Raw genomic sequence first — 17,250 nt, 5'->3', positions numbered from 1 at the left:
CCGCTCAAATTTCCTGTATCAATGCTTTAGTTTAAAGTAATTTTATCATAAAAAATACTAATCCGCAAGATATGCAACTCCATCATTTATAATAACATATAAGCCTTCGCCGCCCATATAATTTTCAGTTCCTTTGTCCGGTTTTAAAGGAAGAGTTAAATAATTTTCGGTTACAATCCTTAAATCTTCATTTTTTTGAACTTTTTCTATAACTCCAAAAAAAACTTTCCTGTCACAAGAAGCTAAATAGCTTTGATAGTTTTTTTCACTCAAGGATGAAAGAAGCGAAGCCCTCCTTCCGGCCTCCCTTTCAGGAACTTTCGGTTTCATAGAAAAGGCTTTCGTTCCCGGTCGGGCCGAAAAAGGAAAAACATGGATACCGGGAATTTTTAAATCTTCACACATTTTAAACGTTTGCAAAAAATCTTCTTCAGTTTCGGAAGGAAAGCCCGCAATTATATCGCATCCTATAAATGGATTATCCTTTACCTCCCGCAAATTATTTACAGCCTTACGTATATCCTCTTCCCGATAGAACCTATTCATAGCTTTTAAAATTTTATCGCTTCCCGACTGTACCGAAAGATGAAAATGAGGGCATATTCTTTTATTCTTTACAATTTTTAAGGCCTCTTCATCTACACATTCAGGATATATGCTCGAAATTCGGATTCTTATTTTTTTTGTATTTTCCAAAAGCATAGCTAAAAGATTTGCAAAGCCTCCATAGGTTTCATCCCTATATTGGGATAGGTTTACACCCGATAAAACAACCTCTGCAGCTCCGTTTCTTTCGATTTGAACTATCCGCCTTACGGCTTCTTCCGCAGGCAGAGAAACGGAAGAGCCGCGTGCAAGTCTTATCCTGCAATAGGCACAAGAGTTATTGCACCCGTCTTGTACCTTTAAACTGGCTCTGGAATGAAAAAAGAATACCGGAGAACTTAACTTAAATAGAGCTTTTCTTCTTTCCGGCTCTTTTATAAAAAAGAATTTATCCGATTGCTCTTTTTTTGAATATATTTTGTCTCTAAATAAAAGAAGATTTTCTTTAAGACTAATAGGGCGTTCTTTTAGTTCCTTATTTTTAAGACAAGCCTCTTTTAAAAATTGAGGCAAACCGTCAAGTTCATCTTTTTTTTTGCCCGAAAAGGCTATGACCCTTTTATCGATTTTTTCTATAGTATCGGCTTCAAGCTCTGCATAGCAGCCTGTAACAAGAATAACAGATGCTTCATGCTCCTTTAATAAAAGGCGGATAATGCGGCGGGCCTTTTGTTCGGCCTTTCCCGTAACCGTGCAGGTATTTACAATACAAAGTTTTACAGGCAAAGCGGTTTCTGGTGTTTCCTTTGAAAAAATGTCAAAGCCGGATTCGGCAAAGCGGGCAACAAGAGCCTCCGATTCCACTTGGTTTAAGCGGCAGCCGAGAGTTTCTATTCTAACCGAAAAAAAATTACCCATGGTTAAAAACGCTGTAAGACCCTTTCACGCCCCTTTTGAGCGTCAACAAGATTTTTATTTAAACTCAAGGCCTTATTGTATGCCTCAAGGGAATAGCGGTATTCTTTTGTCTGCTCTCTTGCATAGCCTAAGCGTACCCACCAAAGACTGTTAAAAGCCTCCAAGGTAACAGCTACCGAAAAAGCAATATCGGCATGCCTGTATTTTGCCATCCGTAAATATATTTCTCCCATAAAATAATAGGAAGAAGAAATACGCACACCGTTAGGCGCATAAGAAATATAGTCTTGAAAAAGTTTAAGGGCTTCGGAATTTTTGCCCAAATGATAACAGGCCTCTGCCTGAGTGGCTATAAGACGCGGATCGGTTTGAGCAATTTTACGCCCTGCCTCACTCATATCGTAGGTTTTTTGATATTGACCGTCGGCCAAGAGAGCCCATGTCATTACGACATAACTATCCAAGTTATTAGGAGACTCTTTAATTTCAGCCTCGCATACGGCAACAGCCTCTGCATAGCGGCCTTTTTTATACAAAACAAGAGCATCAGGCTTATTTTGAGAAAAAAGGCAGGGCGCAGCAAATAGAAAAAAAATCAGAGCAAATTTAAACACCGAATTAATTTCTTTCTTTTTATCTTCCAAATTGATTATCCTTTGTCATAGTACAGATACCGTTAAATACGCAGCCGCTTTCAAGAACAACTTCGGGAGCCGTAACATCACCTATAAGCTTTCCGCAGGAAAAAACATGCACGATAGTATCGGCTAAGACATTTCCTTCTACAGATCCCTTGATTACAACCCTATCTGCCCGAATATTAGCCTTAACGATAGAATTTTCATCAACGGTTACATCGCTTGTTGAAACCAAAAAACCTTCTACATGCCCTTTAATCATAAAAGGCTTTTTACATTCAATCTTACCGCTAAAATAAATATCCGGAGCTAAAACCGTATCGTAATCTTCTTCATCCAAATCCAATAAATCAACTTTTTCTATCTCAGCCATTATTCATCCTTATTTTCTCCGGATTCTTCCTTCATCGAGGGAGCTGTTTCCGTTTTTTTCATAATAATATAGCCAAAACCGAACAAGAGAGAAGCCCCCAATGCAGGAAGGAGCCAAGGAAATCCTATGCCTTCAAAAGGGAGGGTCTTTAATACGTTGATAGTAGTATTAAAGCTCAGAGCCACTTGATCCATAGCCGGAAAGGCTTCAAGTTTAATAAGCAAATTATTGATAAGCTCCTGAGCTGCAACCCAGCCTTGAAGGATACTTATCGAAAGAGTGCCTATTACCGCACCATGGAAAAAATACTTGTTCGGTATAAATTCTGCAAACAAATTTAAAACTATCAACACAATTGCAACAGGATAGATGACTTCAAGAATCGGCCCCGCAATAGAGATAATATTATCTACACCGAAATTTGAAAGGAAAAAACTTACAACGCAGATAATTATAACCGTAGCACGGTAGCTTATATCGTCTTTAAATCTTTTGGAAAAATATTCGCCTGCAGTTGCAGTAAGACCTATTGAGGTAGTTAAACAGGCCAAACCTATTGCCAAACCTAAAACTATTCGGCCTCCCCTTCCCCATAATATCTCACTGGATTGAACTACAATTTCGGTTCGTGAAAGATTATCGGGTAAGACGGCACTTCCTGTTGCTCCAACATATACAAGGCCTCCGTAAACAAGACCTAAGCCTATACATGCAATAAGCCCCGTCCAGATAGTCATTTTTAAAAGTGATTTTTTTTCAGTGTACCCTTTTGCCGTAATACTCGAAATAACTATTGTGGCCAATATCATAGAGCCTAGAGCGTCCATAGTTTGATAGCCTTCTTTAAAGCCTCTTAAAAATATCTTATCGACTGAAGGATCTGATGGCCTACCTATGGGAGTAATAAAGCCCTTTATAACCAAGAGGCCTAAAACGGCTATCAAGGCAGGCGTTAAAAACTTTCCTACCCTATCGATAACATTATTAGGGGTTAAAACAAAGAAAAGAGTAATCGCAAAGAATATAAAGGACGATAGAACAGAGCTTATCCCGAAGTTGGGTCTGATAGCTATTTCATAAGTAGTAGCTGCAGTTCTGGGAATGGCAAAAAGCGGCCCTATTATAAGCATAACAAAGATTATAAAAAAAGTTCCGAATAACTGGTTTATATTTTTAGTAAAATTGGAAAGATGTCCGTCGCATTTTCCCATGGATATTATACCCAAAACAGGCATACCTACCCCCGTTACCAAAAATCCTAAAAGAGAAAACCCCCAGTCTTTTCCGGATAAATGCCCCAAGGTAGGCGGAAATATTAAGTTTCCGGCTCCTAAAAACATAGCAAATAAAGCAAAACCTATAACAATAATATCGTTGGTCTTTTTGCTCATAAATTGTTCCCATCCTTAAAATTAAATTTAAGTTACATTAAAAGAATAACGTACTGATTATACCATTCTTTTAGGAAAAGAGAAAGGGGGTCAGCTGAAAATCGGACATCCGTGTCCGATTTTCAGCTTAGAGTTTTAGACTTGCGTCTAAAACTCTTGAAAGTTTGGAACCACCGCCATCCATGGCGGTTGGGGAATTACATCCTGAGTACATTTTTCAGCTTAGAGTTTGTATCAATTCTTCCTACGGCAGAATTGAACTTCGAGTTTTGCCTGAAGGCAAAACATCGACAGGAGGTCGATTACTGTCGACGATTGCAGATGATTATATGTTCTACCGTGTCATGAAAATACGGATATCTGTAAAACGCTTTTAAACATTGTGCTGCACGATAAAACAGAACCCATTATCGACGTTCAATTACAAAAAACGGTAGCCGATGCAGGAAGTGCAAAAGGCGTACGCTTTGACGTTTGGGCTAAAGACTTAAACGGCACAATCTATGATGTGGAAATGCAGGCAATCAACAAAGACGACTTAGCCCGCCGCATCCGGTACTATCAATCTGCAATAGATATAAGCGTTCTGGATAAAAACAAACCTTATGAAGCTTTACCTGTATACACATTTAAAACCTTATGCACCGAAAACACAAAAATACAGCTTGCCGACGGTATTACAAAAATAATCATTAACAGCAAGGCAGCCGAAAAAGAAGCAAGCCCTGCACTTAAAAGTTTTTTACAGTATATGAACGGTAAGGCAAGCAATGATGAGTTTATCCAAAAAGTAAAGCAGCGGATAAAAGAGGTAAAACAAAGTGAATAACTTAGGAGGTATGATAAACAGTTCGGCAGGAATTCAGCCTAACTGTTTATCTACCGAGTTTGCCTTTCGGCAAACATCGCATTATTATATGTGCTTTTTCACTTCGTTGCAAAAGCCAAGGAAAAAACTTTTTTCGCAAATTGATATTTGCTGCAAAAAGTTTTTATGTAAGGGAGTATATGTTAATCAACTCATTTGAAAGAGACGCACGGAATGAAGGCTGGAAAGCAGGCATAGCACAAGGCTCGCACCAAGCGAGGCTTGAAACGGCTATGGCTTTTAAGCGGCTTGGCTTTGATATTGCTAAAATAGCCGAAAGGACAGGCTTAAGCTGCGAAGAAATTGAAGCTCTATAAAAATTAGCTTACCGTATCAGAGGTTTTCTTTCTTTATTTTAACCATACCCCTAATTTAACCGCAAAGGAATTTTTTTATGAAACTAAGAAAGAAACAGCTAAACTTATGAAAAATCGAGGCTGTCCGTTACAAATTAATTAACCGCTTCCACTTCTTCTTTACTGAGACCGGTCATCTGCATAATAAAATCAATTTCACAATTAGCATGTTTCATCAATTTTGCCGTTTCAAGTTTTGTTTGGTACGAACCGTCGGCAAAAGCTATTTGTCTTTCCTCAGCTCTTTGTACGGCTATATCAGTATCGTAGTCATATTCGGCTACTAACATATTTATTACCTCCCGTGATTTTCTCATTAAATATTCTTTTAAGATTCCTTTTTCTATGCATATTTTTACTGCATTAGTAAAACCTTTTTCGTTGTCGAGTTGTGTTTGCTTTCTCACTTCTTCTACAAAGAGACTGTACTCTTCTAGCTGCTTGCAGGCTGTTAACACTTTGTTTGCTTTGTCCGTGTTGATGTTTAAAACCTGCACTGTTAGTTCCAGCGGAGCGTGTTCGGACTTTATAATAAAAGCATCCGAAAGTTTTAGAACCGTAGTTTCAAGGTAATCGTCTAATCCATTATAAAAGACATAAAATTCAGGTGTCGGTATTTTTGATAACTTTCTTAAATACCTGTCCGTCGGTGCTTGCAGTTTTTCATAGAGACGCGCTATGTATTCTAAAAAGCGCAATGGCATATTTTCGTTTATCGTAGATTGATGTTCAGCCAATACAATGATTTTACCATCTACAAGGCATGAAACATCGTTTATTATGTTCATGTACATAACGTTTTCAAGTCGTATGTTTTCTACCGGAGACGAAAGCGGTAAATTGGTGCCGTGCAATGCGTTGTAAAGCGACAAGAAATTTTCTTTTGCTTTTCGTCTTCACTGAACAAATCGACAAACACTGAGTCTTTATATCTTCTGTTTGACGTACTCATAACTATGCCCTCTCTTGATTGTATTATACCACAACTTCGGCAATTTTGTAAGGGCAGTTTTTTATTTAACCACAACGCCCGCAGAGAGCGCAAAGGAATTTGAGGGTAGCTTTGTTAAGATATTCTTTAATTTTCTCTTTGCGAAGTTGAGCGAAGCTCAACGCTTTGCGGCCTTGGCGTTTTTTTTAATTTAACCCCTTAGCCTATTCATCCTTCATGCTTTTTTCAATTTGCTTTACATAATCCTCGCCCCAGTAATCGCAGAGGATTGCGTAGGCTTCGGCACGGAGGGAGGGGATAACACGTTCCAGATGGCGGATGTTCATACGGGCGTGATTACGGCATAGACCTTCCAAAGCAGTAATTAACTCAGCGGAACGAGGAAGGTTTAGAGGATGTTCTTCAAGATAAGAAAAAATCACGGTAAAAACGGAAGCTGCGGTACAGGCTTTTTCCCAGCGGTCTAGGCTTGATATTTCGGTATTGGATGTAATGCCGGTACCGATATGATAAGTATATACCGTATCTTCAATGCCGCAATAAGAGCGGGCATACAGCAAAATAAAAAAATAGATGAGGAATGTTTCGGTCATCGTGCAAAAGGTATGGGGAATATCGGCAAAGGCGGATTTTACTACGGATGAACGGAAAAGCTTTGTACATAAAAGGCCGGAATGATTCTTATCAAGCAAAAAAGAAGACAATAAATCCATTTCCTTAAAAACACCGAGGCGGACTTTTTTAACGGACTTCTCCAGTTCAAAAAAATTTTCATTTTTGTATAGCTCCGAGTCAGCTTGAGAAAAAGCTTTTTTACACTCCGCTCTGCCGTGAATTATATCGGTATCCGAGTGAACGGCGGCAGTATATAAGCTGTGAAGAGCATCGGGAGGCAGAGTGTCGTCGGGGTCGGCAAATAAAATATAGGAGCCCGAAGAGGCTTGAACTGCGGTACGGCGGGCTTCAAAGGTACCGAGATTTTTTCCGTGTTCAAGAAGTTCAAGACATACCCCAAGTTTTTTTAAAGGCTTTTTATAGGGTTTGAGGATTTTGGGTAAAGAAGAACCGTCAGGACTTCCATCATTTACGATGAGAATTTCGATGGGTAAAGCCCCCTGCCCTGCAAAACTGCCGGACAGAGGATACTGCTCCAAGATACTATCAAAAAAAGCGGGTAAAGAACTTTCCGTTCCGTAAACCGGAACGGAAAGACTTATGAAGGGCAGGCTCATTTAGTACCATATGAAACCGCAAAGCGCCCCATAATTGTAGTATAATTTTCTTGAGAATGAGGCAGCGGCATCCCCCTCGCTTAATAAGGAACCGCTTGAATTAAATTTAAGTACCTTATTTCGTTGATTGATAGAGAGTGATCCTGGGCTCATCGTACCGTAAAAACCGTCGTTTGCGATAACCAATTCTTTGGGCTTTATGGCAATAAAGCGGAAGGGAGCATAGCCCTTACCTTCCTGTGTTCCGCTCCATAATGTCTGCGGCCGAGCAGGAAGATTCTTAGAGGTAAGTCCTAAATCTAAAAGTTTTCCGCTTACAACAGCCTTTCTGCCATTGCCGTTAACAACCGGTGAGCCGGCTGCCATTCCTCCTGCTCCCACCGTCTTATAACTTACGGCATAGAGTTTTCCGTCAAGAATCTGCATCGAATGAATATGCTCAATAATGGGATTACTTTCCTCTCCTTTGGAACCTATGCTTATTTCCATACTGCCTATAGAGTTGCCGTCCATGTCATACTTTCTCACGGTAATCTTATACTGATTACCGCCAATATCCTCTTTTACTGCAACAAAAAGACCGTCTTTATTGGATGCAAGAGCGGTAAGTTTTTCATCTGCTGAGAATGTGATATTATAAGAAGCCTCATTCTCCGCAGTCGTAAAGGTTTCATAGCCGTGGTGCCCCCATTTAAACCTTTTTACGGTGCGCGTTGAAATATAAGTTTCCGCATAATACAAACTGTTCTGTCCGCCGGAAATATCTACCGCAATGGCAGCAATATCTCCTGATGTTTGCAAATCCAAGTTTTGAGCCGATGTCTTATCGTATGTACCGTCTTCTTTCAAGGCAAACCGTCTAACATACTTATCACCGCCTGTATAATCAACATACTGTATGTACAGATTACCGCCTTGGTCATAGCAGAACACATCGGTAGGAGCAACAGTCTGTTCGCTGGAAAACCAGAACTGATCGTCAGGACTTGTCGGGCAAGGTGCGTTCTCGTTATCGGCGAGCCAATATTTCATACCATAATAGTTAGGCAAACTAGCACCGTCATCGCTTTTTTCCCACAACAGAATCTTTGTCTTTACGCCCTCCCACTCTTTCCATTCGTTGTACCACTTTGCAGACCCGGCATCACTAAAACTTAAGGCGTTTGTTGCGATATTAAGAGCTGCGATGCGGTTGCGGTTTTTAACGATATGCGGAGCGTAATCTACATAAGCTGCATCAAAGCCGTCATCGGCTATATAGATATTTTCTTCATCAAAACCGATTACTTTTATCGCCCCGTAAAAGTTCTTGGAATAATAAGAGGAGGGCACTGCCCGATTTTCAAAGCTGACGCTGTCTGAAAAACCGATTTTTACAGAAGGAGCAGTCAAATTGTTTATATTATAACGGACAATCCCGCCTAAAGAGTAAAGGTTAGGATCACTTGATGTTATACTTTCATTAACTGTAGTAAAAAGCACATATACATAATCGCCGCGGATAAAAATATCTTTTACTTCTGATGGCTCGCAATGGTGAATATCAATATGAGAATTAATCAGAATGTCTGAATGAGATGCCCCGGTCAAACTTGCGGCATTTATTATGTTATTTCCGCTGCTTACATGCAGCCATGCAACTCTGCCGTTATCTACGGCAAAGAAATTATTAACAGTGGAGAAACCTGTAATAGTAGTTGGATGCGTCAAATCGTTCTCATTTATTTCATTTAAGCCTACACCCATCCCGTACATTTTCCCCGTTGTATAATCGTTTGCGAGAAATTTGATCGTCGTTTTTGCCGGATGGACATCAAGTTCACCCTCACTCGTATAACGGACAAGATAGGTAGCTCCGTCTCTATATCTGACATACAGCCGTCCCTTACTGTCACGAGCAAAGCTGTACGGGTTTTCCGATTTGGGAGCATTAATTTCTTTTCCGCCCATGTAGAGGGTTAAGTTGTAGTCGTGCTGCCCCTCTACGGTCTGCGTAAACAAAAGGTTGTTTAAGCCGGAAACGTTTTTGTTTAATAGGACGGTTACTTGATTTTGGCCTGAGGCTACGGTGTGAAAAGTCCTTCCCGACCATTGACCGGATGGGTTAATCGCCGTAACTATTATCTCTATCGTTTCACCGACGGGAACCAGCTCAACCAGAGATTTAGGTTCTTCGGCACTTAGCTCCCTCGTTACAGTATAGCCGTTCTCTTTGATTATATTGATTTTCATACGTGAAGATGAAAGAACTGGAAGTCCGTTGGAATCCAAGGCTCTGGCTCCATCGGGAAGTGTTCCATCAAAGCTCAAAATAAGCTCGCCGTATTCTTCATTTAAAAATAAATTACAGGATGATACCGTCAAAACAAGTATCATCAAAACAAAAAACATCTTTTTCATAAAAACCTCCATATAAATTCATCAACCGCAGAAAATATCAATTTTCTAGGATTGATGAATTTTAGCCGTTTCCAGAAAACGAGAAATGAGGAATATCAAACGGCGTTTTGCATCTGGTCATTCACACTTTATACTTCTACATTTGTACTTCGTTCTATCATTATACATCAAAAATTTTAAAATACCAAGTAAAATTTAAAAAAATTATTAAATTTTTCTACCCGCTAATCAGAGTTTCTGTATATCTTCTTTCTAACCTACTCTTTTTTTCAAATACACCCTATAAATATAATGGGAGAAAACAAATGGCAAAAAGATTTGAAGATTTAACATTTACGGATGATTTTATGTTTTGTAAAATCATGCAAAATCCGAAGCTATGCAAAGGTCTTATTGAAATGATATTATCAGATACAATAGGAAAAATTACCTATCTCGGTACAACATAATATTAACACTTATGAACAGACAAAGTCCGTACGGTTTGATGTTTTGGTGCAGGCGGAAAGCGGTAAACTTTATGACATTGAAATGCAGGTAAGCAATGAACGCAATATCCCGAAGCGTATGCGGTTTTACCAAGCTGCCGTAGATATTTCGTTTTTAGATAAAGGTAATTCCTATAATAACTTAAATGACAGCTTTATAATTTTTATCTGCTTGTTTGATGTTATAGGTAAAAATAGGCCTATTTATACCTTTGAAAACCTTTGTATAGAGGATAAAAATACCCCTTTACAAGACGGCACTCGAAAGGTTATAATAAATGCAGAGGCCTTTAATAACACTGAGGACAAAGAATTAAAAGAATTTTTAGAATACCTTAAAAAAGGTAAGCCGAATAATGAATTTACAAGGGAGATAGAAACTATGATACAAGCAATAAAACAAAACGAACAGGCAAGGCAGGAATACAGGTTAATGTCCACTTTTGAAATGGATGCTAGGGATAAAGGTGCTTATGACAATAAACGAGAAACAGCTAAAATCTTAAAACAATTAGGTGATTCAATTCAGAAAATTATGCATGTTACAGGCCTTTCTGAATCTGAAATCGAAAAACTGTAAATTAGATCAAAAGGGATTGGGTTAAGAAGGGAAAAGCCACCGCTATTAACGTGGTGTCTCTCACCCTACTAATAGTTTAATCTTCTTTAGTTTTTAATACAGCCAAGAATGCAGACTGCGGGAGTTCTACGTCGCCTATCATTTTCATGCGTTTTTTTCCTTCCTTTTGTTTTTCGAGGAGTTTACGCTTTCGGGTGATGTCGCCACCGTAACACTTGGCAAGAACGTCCTTACGCAAGGCCGAAATTGTTTCTCGAGCTATTATCTGACTGCCTATGGCTCCCTGAATCGGTATCTTAAACTGTTGGCGAGGAATTTCATCTTTAAGTTTTTCGCAGACAAGTCGGGCCTTATCATAGGCACTCGGTTTATAGGCAAGCTGGGCAAGAGCATCAACTGGCTTTCCGTTAATTAAAATATCAATCTTTGCCAAATCGGTAGGACGGGTTTCGATAACTTCATAATCAAAGGAAGCATAACCCCGGCTTATGCTTTTAAGCCTGTCATAAAACTCAAATAAGACCTCGGACAAGGGCATCTCATAGGTCATTTCGACCCTTTTTTCATCCAAATATGTCATATTGGTCTGCACTCCCCTCTTTTCCATACAGAGGGACATAATGTTTCCGAGGTAGGAAGCAGGCGTTATAACCGTTGCCTTTATATAAGGCTCTTCAGCCGAGGCTATAAGCCCCTCATCGGGATAATCTGCAGGGTTATCGCAAATAATTTCTTCTCCAGTACGCATGGTAATTTTATAACGCACCGAAGGAGCCGTAAAGATAACCGACTGGCCGAATTCTCTTTCCAATCTTTCTTGAACAATTTCAAGATGAAGAAGGCCTAAAAAGCCGCACCTAAATCCGTGACCGAGTGCAATGGAAGAATCTTTTTCCCATGTCAAACTTGCATCGTTCAGTTTTAGCTTTTCAAAGGATTCGCGGAGCTCCTCGTAATCGTTTGTATCAGTAGGATAGACTGAAGAAAAAACTACGGGCTTTACTTCTTTAAAGCCTGATAATGGGGCATTGCACGGAAAAGCGGCATCGGTGATGGTATCGCCTACCCCGACATCGGAGACGGTTTTTATACCTGCAATTATGTAGCCGACTTCTCCCGCCTGTAAGGAATCCTGCTTTACAAGATCAAGGACAAAGGTTCCTGTTTCTTCTACCTTGTATTCACCCCCTGTATTCATAAAGCGGATAGTCATGCCCGGTTTTATCATTCCTTCAAAGACACGCACATGGACTACAACACCCCTGTAAGGGTCATAGTGGCAGTCGAAGATAAGAGCCTGTAAGGGATTATCTTTTGAGCCCTTGGGGGGCGGAAAGGTTGTTATAATTGCTTCAAAAAGGGCATCAATGTTTTGTCCCGTTTTTGCAGAAACGGCTACAGCCGCATCCGAATCAAGCCCCAAATCATGGTCAATCTGATGCTTTACTGCATCTACATCGGCAGCAGGTAAATCTATCTTGTTTATAACTGGGAGGATTTCCAAGTCATGTTCAAGGGCAAGATACATATTTGAAAGGGTTTGGGATTCAACGCCTTGAGTTGCATCTACAATTAAGATAGCACCCTCGCAGGAGGCAATGGCACGCGAAACCTCATAGGAAAAGTCCACATGGCCGGGAGTATCGACAAAGTTTAAAACATAGTTTTTACCGTCCTTAGCCGTGTAAGGAATTCGGACGGCATGACTTTTTATAGTAATACCCCGCTCCCGTTCTATATCCATATCATCGGTCATTTGGTTGCGGTGATATCTTTCATCTATTATTTTAGTTTTTTCGATAAGCCGATCGGAAAGGGTCGACTTGCCGTGGTCTATGTGAGCTACAATACAAAAATTGCGTATATTTTCAGGATTTAACATAGGGCTCATTATAATGAAAAAATAAGATTATGTCAATTTTCAAATTTCATTTGTCAAAATTACCACTTTCTTAACCTATTTTTAAAATCCATTACTTGCACAAAATCTAAAAATATGGCATTATGTAAGGGAAATAAAGTTTTATTGGAGTATGCATGAATATTATTTTATTGACCTTGGCCGTATCGCTGGTGTTATCTCTTTTGTTGGGGCTTTTACTGGGCTTTTTTAAGAAAATATTTTATGTGGAACCGGATAAGACGGCGGCAGCCGTAAGAGAGGTGCTTCCGGGAGCAAACTGCGGTGCCTGCGGTTATCCCGGCTGTGACGGATTTGCAGCAGCAGTTGCGGCAGGAGATGCGCCTGTAAACGGATGTCCTGTAGGAGCCGCCCCTGTTGCAGCGGCTATAGGAAAAATAATGGGAGTTGATGCCTCGGCTTCCGCCAGAGTTGCCGTTTTAACCTGTCAAGGCTCCCATGATGTTTGCCGAAACAAGTGTGACTATGTAGGCATAAAAACATGTAAGGCCGCAAAAATTTCAATTAACGGAACAAAGGAATGTGACTGGGGCTGTATAGGCCTTGGAGACTGCGAGCGGGCATGTCCCTTTGATGCCATCCATATCAAAGAAAACGGACTTCCTGAAGTAGACTATGATAAGTGTACCGGCTGTGCCGTCTGTGTTGCCCAATGTCCGCAGCATGTTCTAACAACAGTTCCTGCCGATCAAAAAGGAGCCATAGCCCTCTGTTCATGCAGAAATCCACGTAAGCCTCAAATTATGAAAAACTGTAAACGGGGCTGCATAAAGTGCATGAAGTGCGAAAAGAATTGTCCTACGGGAGCTATTAAAGTAATAGACGGAATACCCAAGGTAGATTACACTCTTTGCGATTCCTGCAATAAGTGTGTTGAAGGCTGCCCGACAAAGGTTCTTATGCTCACTGAAAACAAGGTAAAGTTTAACTCTTGCACATCTTGTGAAGGATGCCAAAGCGCATAAAATGAACAGCGGAGTTGTAACGATAATAGGCCGTCCTTCAGCCGGAAAGTCAACCTTTTTAAATACGGCTTCAGGCGAAAAGATTTCGATTGTTTCATCAACTCCGCAAACCACCCGAAACGCAATCAGGGGTATCGTAAACACTACCAAGGGGCAGATAGTTTTTATCGACACCCCCGGCTATCACAAATCCGAAAAAAAATTAAACCTAAAACTTCAAGAAGTCGCTAAAACCCGTTTAGAGGAAGGAGATGCAGTCTTATATCTGATAGACCTTTCACGGGAATTCGGAGAAGAAGAAAAAAACATCTGCTCTCTTCTTACCCCCTTACAAGAAAAAACCGTAATAGGCCTAAATAAGGCAGACCTTACGTCCTCAAAGACGGAACTTGTAAAAAAAGAGCTTTTAAGCCTCTTACCCGATGTTCCGCAAGAAAGAATCTTTGAGATTTCGGCCCTAAAGGATAAGGGCATAAATAAAATTCTTTCTATCCTCATAGAACTCCTCCCTGAAGGAGAAGCCCTCTACCCCGAGGACATATACACAGATCAGGATGTAGTCTTTAGGATTACGGAAATTATAAGAGAACAAGCCATTCTCCACACCAGAGAGGAGCTTCCCCACGCCATTTATGCAGGTATAGAAGATGCCGAAATGCGTAAAAACGGTAAAGAACTCTGGGTGAGAGCCTTCCTCTATGTAGAAAAAGAAAGTCAAAAAGCCATGCTCATAGGCAAGGGAGCAGCCGTCATCAAAAGCATAAGGATAAAATCCATGGCCGAAATGCGTAAAATCTTCCCTTATAAGGTTCAATTAGATCTTCAAGTCCGCGTAAACAAAAACTGGCGGCAAAAAGATAATATTATACAAAAGATTTCGTACTGAGAAAGGCCAAAACCGAATCCGCCAGCCTTCCGTGTCGGGAGAATAATCCAATCCGGAAATAGGCGAGTCGAGGACGCAAAGCTTAAGGCAGGTTGGTACGAAAGTTGCACCCAAAGGGGGCTGTATCAGCAGCGACCTTTCAAACAAATTTCGTGGCAAAGCAAATGTCAGCTTGAAGCGGGGGGTAGACGCTATTCTCTCCAAACAAAACACGAACAAAATCTCTTCTTGAATACAAAGTCCTTACAATTCTTATAACTTCGTCTTTAATTCTATAAAATATTGAATAATTATTTGCAAGCACGAACTTATAATCCGTAGGAAATGAAATGGGATTTTGAAGTTCATTCTCTATATAATCTTTGATTTCAAGTAAATCTGCTGCCGCTTGCGGAGCAATCTTTATCTCTCAAACATCAAAGTCCTGCCATTTTTCTGACTTCAGTTGTATCCAGCCATCCGTTTTGCAAAGCAGATTCTTCACCTTTCTTCAATTCATAAAAAAGAGTTTTCACAGCCGTCAATTTTTCGTAATCTCTTATGGAAATTACCGCATAACACCCCCTGCCATTTTTAGTAAGAAAGACTGGCGATTCATCAGCAACATCTTGCAAAACTTCATTATAATTACGTAAATCCGAAACAGGCTTTATAGTAATCATATATACCTCTAATATTCGTAAGATTTTACGAAATAATTATCTTAAAATCATACTAAATTGTCAAGATGTATAAAGTTGACTCAAGCCTTTTCTTCATTATATCTATAAAGTTTTATTTTCTTTAACAAGTTAATTATTATAATAAAACATTAGCTTTACTCAAATAATCTAAGCTATTAATTCGGGTTTTAAGCTTTAATCTATAAAAAATACACCCTACTTTTTCAAAGTTTCAGCTTATCGTGCCGCAAGGCATCTGTCTAACTGCCGCTTAACCTGCATTTGCGGCTTGTCCGCAATGTCAGGTTGAAGCGGGTGTTAGATGCCTTTTATTTATTTTACTACGATGAATTATCTATAACACAGAAAAATTCTATCTTAGCCCCAAAATTTGTCTTCTGCCGATTGTTGTTCGGCAAAAGTCCATACTTCTTGTATCTTGCCATTTTCTATTTTGAATAAATCGATACCAGGATCATTTAGCTTATCAGAACCTTTTTCCGCTACGGAAACAACACTTGCAGCAACAAAACACTCGTTGCTCGCAGCCCAATTGGTCATAACTTTAAATGTGCCGCCGCTTCTTTTTGCAAATTCTCCTAGACGCTCTCCCAATGCTTGTTTCCCTATAATCGTACCTGAAAGCGAACTTTCGCCTCCCATGTGCCATACAACAGTATCGGACATTGTTGCAAAAGCTCCCGCAAAATCGCCCTTTTCCAGTGCATCTCGATAAGCAGTAAAGACCTTCATTACTTCATGTTTCATAAAATTCCTCCAGTAAATATTTAGAAGTTTCTCACTTCTTTAAGTATTATTATAGTCTTTTGTCTTGATTTTGTAAGTACGAACATTTATAATACATAGTATCAAATATAATACTTTAGAAGGATTTTGATAATGTCGATGTATGATAAGTGTCCCTTCGCTACTACTCAAAGAGTATTGCAAGGAAAATGGGCGATTATAATTTTATATCATCTGAGCACGGGTACCAAAAGGTTTAATGAACTCGAAAGATTAATGCCCACAACAACCCGAACTGTTTTAACAAGACAGCTCCGCCAGCTTGAAAAAGATAAACTAATCGACCGCAAAGTCTTTGCCGAAGTCCCGCCTCATGTTGAATACTCTTTGAGTAAATTGGGAACTCAGTTTCGAAAAGTGTTAGACGAGATTGAGGTTTTTGGTTTAAATTATATCGCCGAATTAAATAAAATGCAAAAAGGAAAAAGCGAGTAGATTATGTGTGTTTTACTCTATTATACTAATATATGATAAAAAATAATTAAATTTATCAAACTCAAAAGTTGTCCCTGTTTTAAATTTATTCATATTTTCTTTGGTTATTTCATATTCATAAATTAAATCAGGATCATCTTTTATTACATCTGAAAAAATAAATTCTAATTTAAAAAAATCAATTTCAATATCTTCTGTACATATCAGATTTCCAGTTGTTTTATCAAAACAATGTATTTCTCTCTTATATCTATTAATCCTAATATTTTCATAATTAAAAGTTACCATTGGATAATACAAACCTTTTCTAACCTTATTTCCAAATAAAATCAAAGTTACATATTTTTTCCCATTATCTTCGTAAAATTCTTCGTATCCATACTCTCGAGGTTTATATTTTTTATTTAATCTGGAAATATGACCGGTTTCCTTTACAGTGTTCCAAGATAAAATCTTAGCTTTTTCAAAAATAATATCAAAATAAATTAACTTCTTTTCTTCTGAATCATAAGTCTTAACTTTTATTACAACGTTTCCATTAGTTTGTTTCAGATAGATTTTTGCATCATGCAAATATTTATATATTTGCATGAAATCAGATTTCTCGAAATTTTTTATTATACTCTTATTATATTCACGTAATGCTTTTCGATACTCATCATCATTGTAATCAGATAAATAAATATATTTTAAGAATTTTGATTTTTTTATATTTCCATAAGTTAATAACATTTTTAATCCTTTCTCAATACTTTGCATTGTGCACATAACATTGTTTTAAACCGCATTGCGTCTTGACCGCAATATCGGTTTTTGAAATGGTGTTATGTGT

The 17,250-nt window shown here is 38.9% G+C and carries 16 protein-coding genes and 2 pseudogenes; 6 read left to right on the top strand and 12 right to left on the bottom strand.

What is annotated here, in order from left to right:
- Positions 1-57 precede the first annotated feature (57 nt).
- Genes mtaB through brnQ form a run of 4 tightly spaced genes read right to left on the bottom strand, consistent with a single transcriptional unit; the run spans position 58 to position 3,866 of the window.
- The gene (gene mtaB, locus E4N74_RS04180) at positions 58-1,464 is read right to left on the bottom strand and encodes a tRNA (N(6)-L-threonylcarbamoyladenosine(37)-C(2))-methylthiotransferase MtaB (RefSeq protein ID WP_255819040.1); all 1,407 of its coding nucleotides are present in this window, start codon (positions 1,462-1,464) and stop codon (positions 58-60) included.
- A 2-nt stretch (positions 1,465-1,466) separates the two neighbouring features.
- The gene (locus E4N74_RS04175; protein WP_255806295.1) at positions 1,467-2,108 is read right to left on the bottom strand and encodes a tetratricopeptide repeat protein; all 642 of its coding nucleotides are present in this window, start codon (positions 2,106-2,108) and stop codon (positions 1,467-1,469) included.
- On the bottom strand, positions 2,098-2,475 hold the full coding sequence (locus E4N74_RS04170; protein WP_044979193.1) for a bactofilin family protein: 378 nt from the start codon (positions 2,473-2,475) through the stop codon (positions 2,098-2,100). The genes E4N74_RS04175 and E4N74_RS04170 overlap by 11 nt, the downstream gene beginning before the upstream one ends.
- Positions 2,475-3,866 carry a branched-chain amino acid transport system II carrier protein gene (brnQ, locus tag E4N74_RS04165; protein WP_255806294.1) on the bottom strand — a complete coding sequence of 464 codons (1,392 nt, stop codon included), beginning with the start codon at positions 3,864-3,866 and terminating at the stop codon, positions 2,475-2,477. Before brnQ ends, E4N74_RS04170 begins: the two co-directional genes overlap by 1 nt.
- A gap of 382 nt (positions 3,867-4,248) precedes the next feature.
- Here brnQ and E4N74_RS04160 point away from each other — a divergent pair, with 382 nt between their 5' ends.
- Positions 4,249-4,695, top strand: coding sequence for a PD-(D/E)XK nuclease family transposase (locus tag E4N74_RS04160; protein ID WP_049992361.1), 447 nt, complete (start codon positions 4,249-4,251; stop codon positions 4,693-4,695).
- A gap of 179 nt (positions 4,696-4,874) precedes the next feature.
- Positions 4,875-5,051 carry a hypothetical protein gene (locus E4N74_RS04155; protein ID WP_255819352.1) on the top strand — a complete coding sequence of 59 codons (177 nt, stop codon included), beginning with the start codon at positions 4,875-4,877 and terminating at the stop codon, positions 5,049-5,051.
- Between the two features lie 134 nt (positions 5,052-5,185).
- Here the strand turns inward: E4N74_RS04155 and E4N74_RS04150 are convergent.
- From E4N74_RS04150 to E4N74_RS04140, 3 genes and pseudogenes are all read right to left on the bottom strand, one after another.
- Positions 5,186-6,042 (bottom strand): annotated as a pseudogene (locus tag E4N74_RS04150) (Rpn family recombination-promoting nuclease/putative transposase).
- 203 nt (positions 6,043-6,245) lie between these two features.
- Entirely contained in the window at positions 6,246-7,274 is a 1,029-nt protein-coding gene (locus tag E4N74_RS04145) for a glycosyltransferase family 2 protein (RefSeq protein WP_255806292.1), read from the bottom strand.
- Positions 7,275-9,674 carry a hypothetical protein gene (locus E4N74_RS04140; protein WP_255819038.1) on the bottom strand — a complete coding sequence of 800 codons (2,400 nt, stop codon included), beginning with the start codon at positions 9,672-9,674 and terminating at the stop codon, positions 7,275-7,277. It lies immediately after the preceding gene.
- A gap of 305 nt (positions 9,675-9,979) precedes the next feature.
- On the opposite strand from E4N74_RS04140, the pseudogene E4N74_RS04135 reads away from it, so the two are divergent.
- Positions 9,980-10,742, top strand: a pseudogene (locus E4N74_RS04135) (Rpn family recombination-promoting nuclease/putative transposase).
- Positions 10,743-10,818: 76 nt separating this feature from the next.
- Here E4N74_RS04135 and lepA read toward each other — a convergent pair.
- Positions 10,819-12,624 (bottom strand): translation elongation factor 4, encoded by a 1,806-nt coding sequence (lepA, locus tag E4N74_RS04130; protein WP_044979187.1) that lies wholly within the window; start codon positions 12,622-12,624, stop codon positions 10,819-10,821.
- A 155-nt stretch (positions 12,625-12,779) separates the two neighbouring features.
- Here lepA and E4N74_RS04125 point away from each other — a divergent pair, with 155 nt between their 5' ends.
- Both E4N74_RS04125 and era read left to right on the top strand, forming a co-directional pair.
- A complete protein-coding gene (locus tag E4N74_RS04125) occupies positions 12,780-13,628 on the top strand; it encodes an RnfABCDGE type electron transport complex subunit B (RefSeq protein ID WP_044979185.1) in 849 nt (282 codons plus the stop codon).
- 1 nt (position 13,629) lies between these two features.
- On the top strand, positions 13,630-14,514 hold the full coding sequence (gene era, locus E4N74_RS04120) for a GTPase Era (RefSeq protein ID WP_044979184.1): 885 nt from the start codon (positions 13,630-13,632) through the stop codon (positions 14,512-14,514).
- A gap of 139 nt (positions 14,515-14,653) precedes the next feature.
- On the opposite strand, the gene E4N74_RS04115 is transcribed toward era, so the two are convergent.
- From E4N74_RS04115 to E4N74_RS04105, 3 genes are all read right to left on the bottom strand, one after another.
- Positions 14,654-14,920 carry a type II toxin-antitoxin system RelE/ParE family toxin gene (locus E4N74_RS04115; protein ID WP_255819350.1) on the bottom strand — a complete coding sequence of 89 codons (267 nt, stop codon included), beginning with the start codon at positions 14,918-14,920 and terminating at the stop codon, positions 14,654-14,656.
- A gap of 10 nt (positions 14,921-14,930) precedes the next feature.
- Positions 14,931-15,176 (bottom strand): type II toxin-antitoxin system prevent-host-death family antitoxin, encoded by a 246-nt coding sequence (locus tag E4N74_RS04110; RefSeq protein ID WP_255819026.1) that lies wholly within the window; start codon positions 15,174-15,176, stop codon positions 14,931-14,933.
- A 378-nt stretch (positions 15,177-15,554) separates the two neighbouring features.
- Positions 15,555-15,944: a nuclear transport factor 2 family protein gene (locus E4N74_RS04105; RefSeq protein WP_255819024.1), complete on the bottom strand. Its 390-nt coding sequence runs from the start codon at positions 15,942-15,944 to the stop codon at positions 15,555-15,557.
- A gap of 132 nt (positions 15,945-16,076) precedes the next feature.
- Here E4N74_RS04105 and E4N74_RS04100 point away from each other — a divergent pair, with 132 nt between their 5' ends.
- Positions 16,077-16,418 carry a winged helix-turn-helix transcriptional regulator gene (locus E4N74_RS04100; RefSeq protein WP_255819022.1) on the top strand — a complete coding sequence of 114 codons (342 nt, stop codon included), beginning with the start codon at positions 16,077-16,079 and terminating at the stop codon, positions 16,416-16,418.
- A 12-nt stretch (positions 16,419-16,430) separates the two neighbouring features.
- On the opposite strand, the gene E4N74_RS04095 is transcribed toward E4N74_RS04100, so the two are convergent.
- Positions 16,431-17,150, bottom strand: coding sequence for a DUF7683 domain-containing protein (locus tag E4N74_RS04095; protein WP_255819020.1), 720 nt, complete (start codon positions 17,148-17,150; stop codon positions 16,431-16,433).
- Between the last annotated feature and the right edge of the window lie 100 nt (positions 17,151-17,250).

Origin of the sequence: Treponema putidum (assembly GCF_024401155.1) — a bacterium.
GTDB classification, from domain to species: domain Bacteria; phylum Spirochaetota; class Spirochaetia; order Treponematales; family Treponemataceae; genus Treponema_B; species Treponema_B putidum.
Note: the sequence above shows the minus strand (reverse complement) of the source record. Positions and strands in the feature narration are given on the sequence as shown.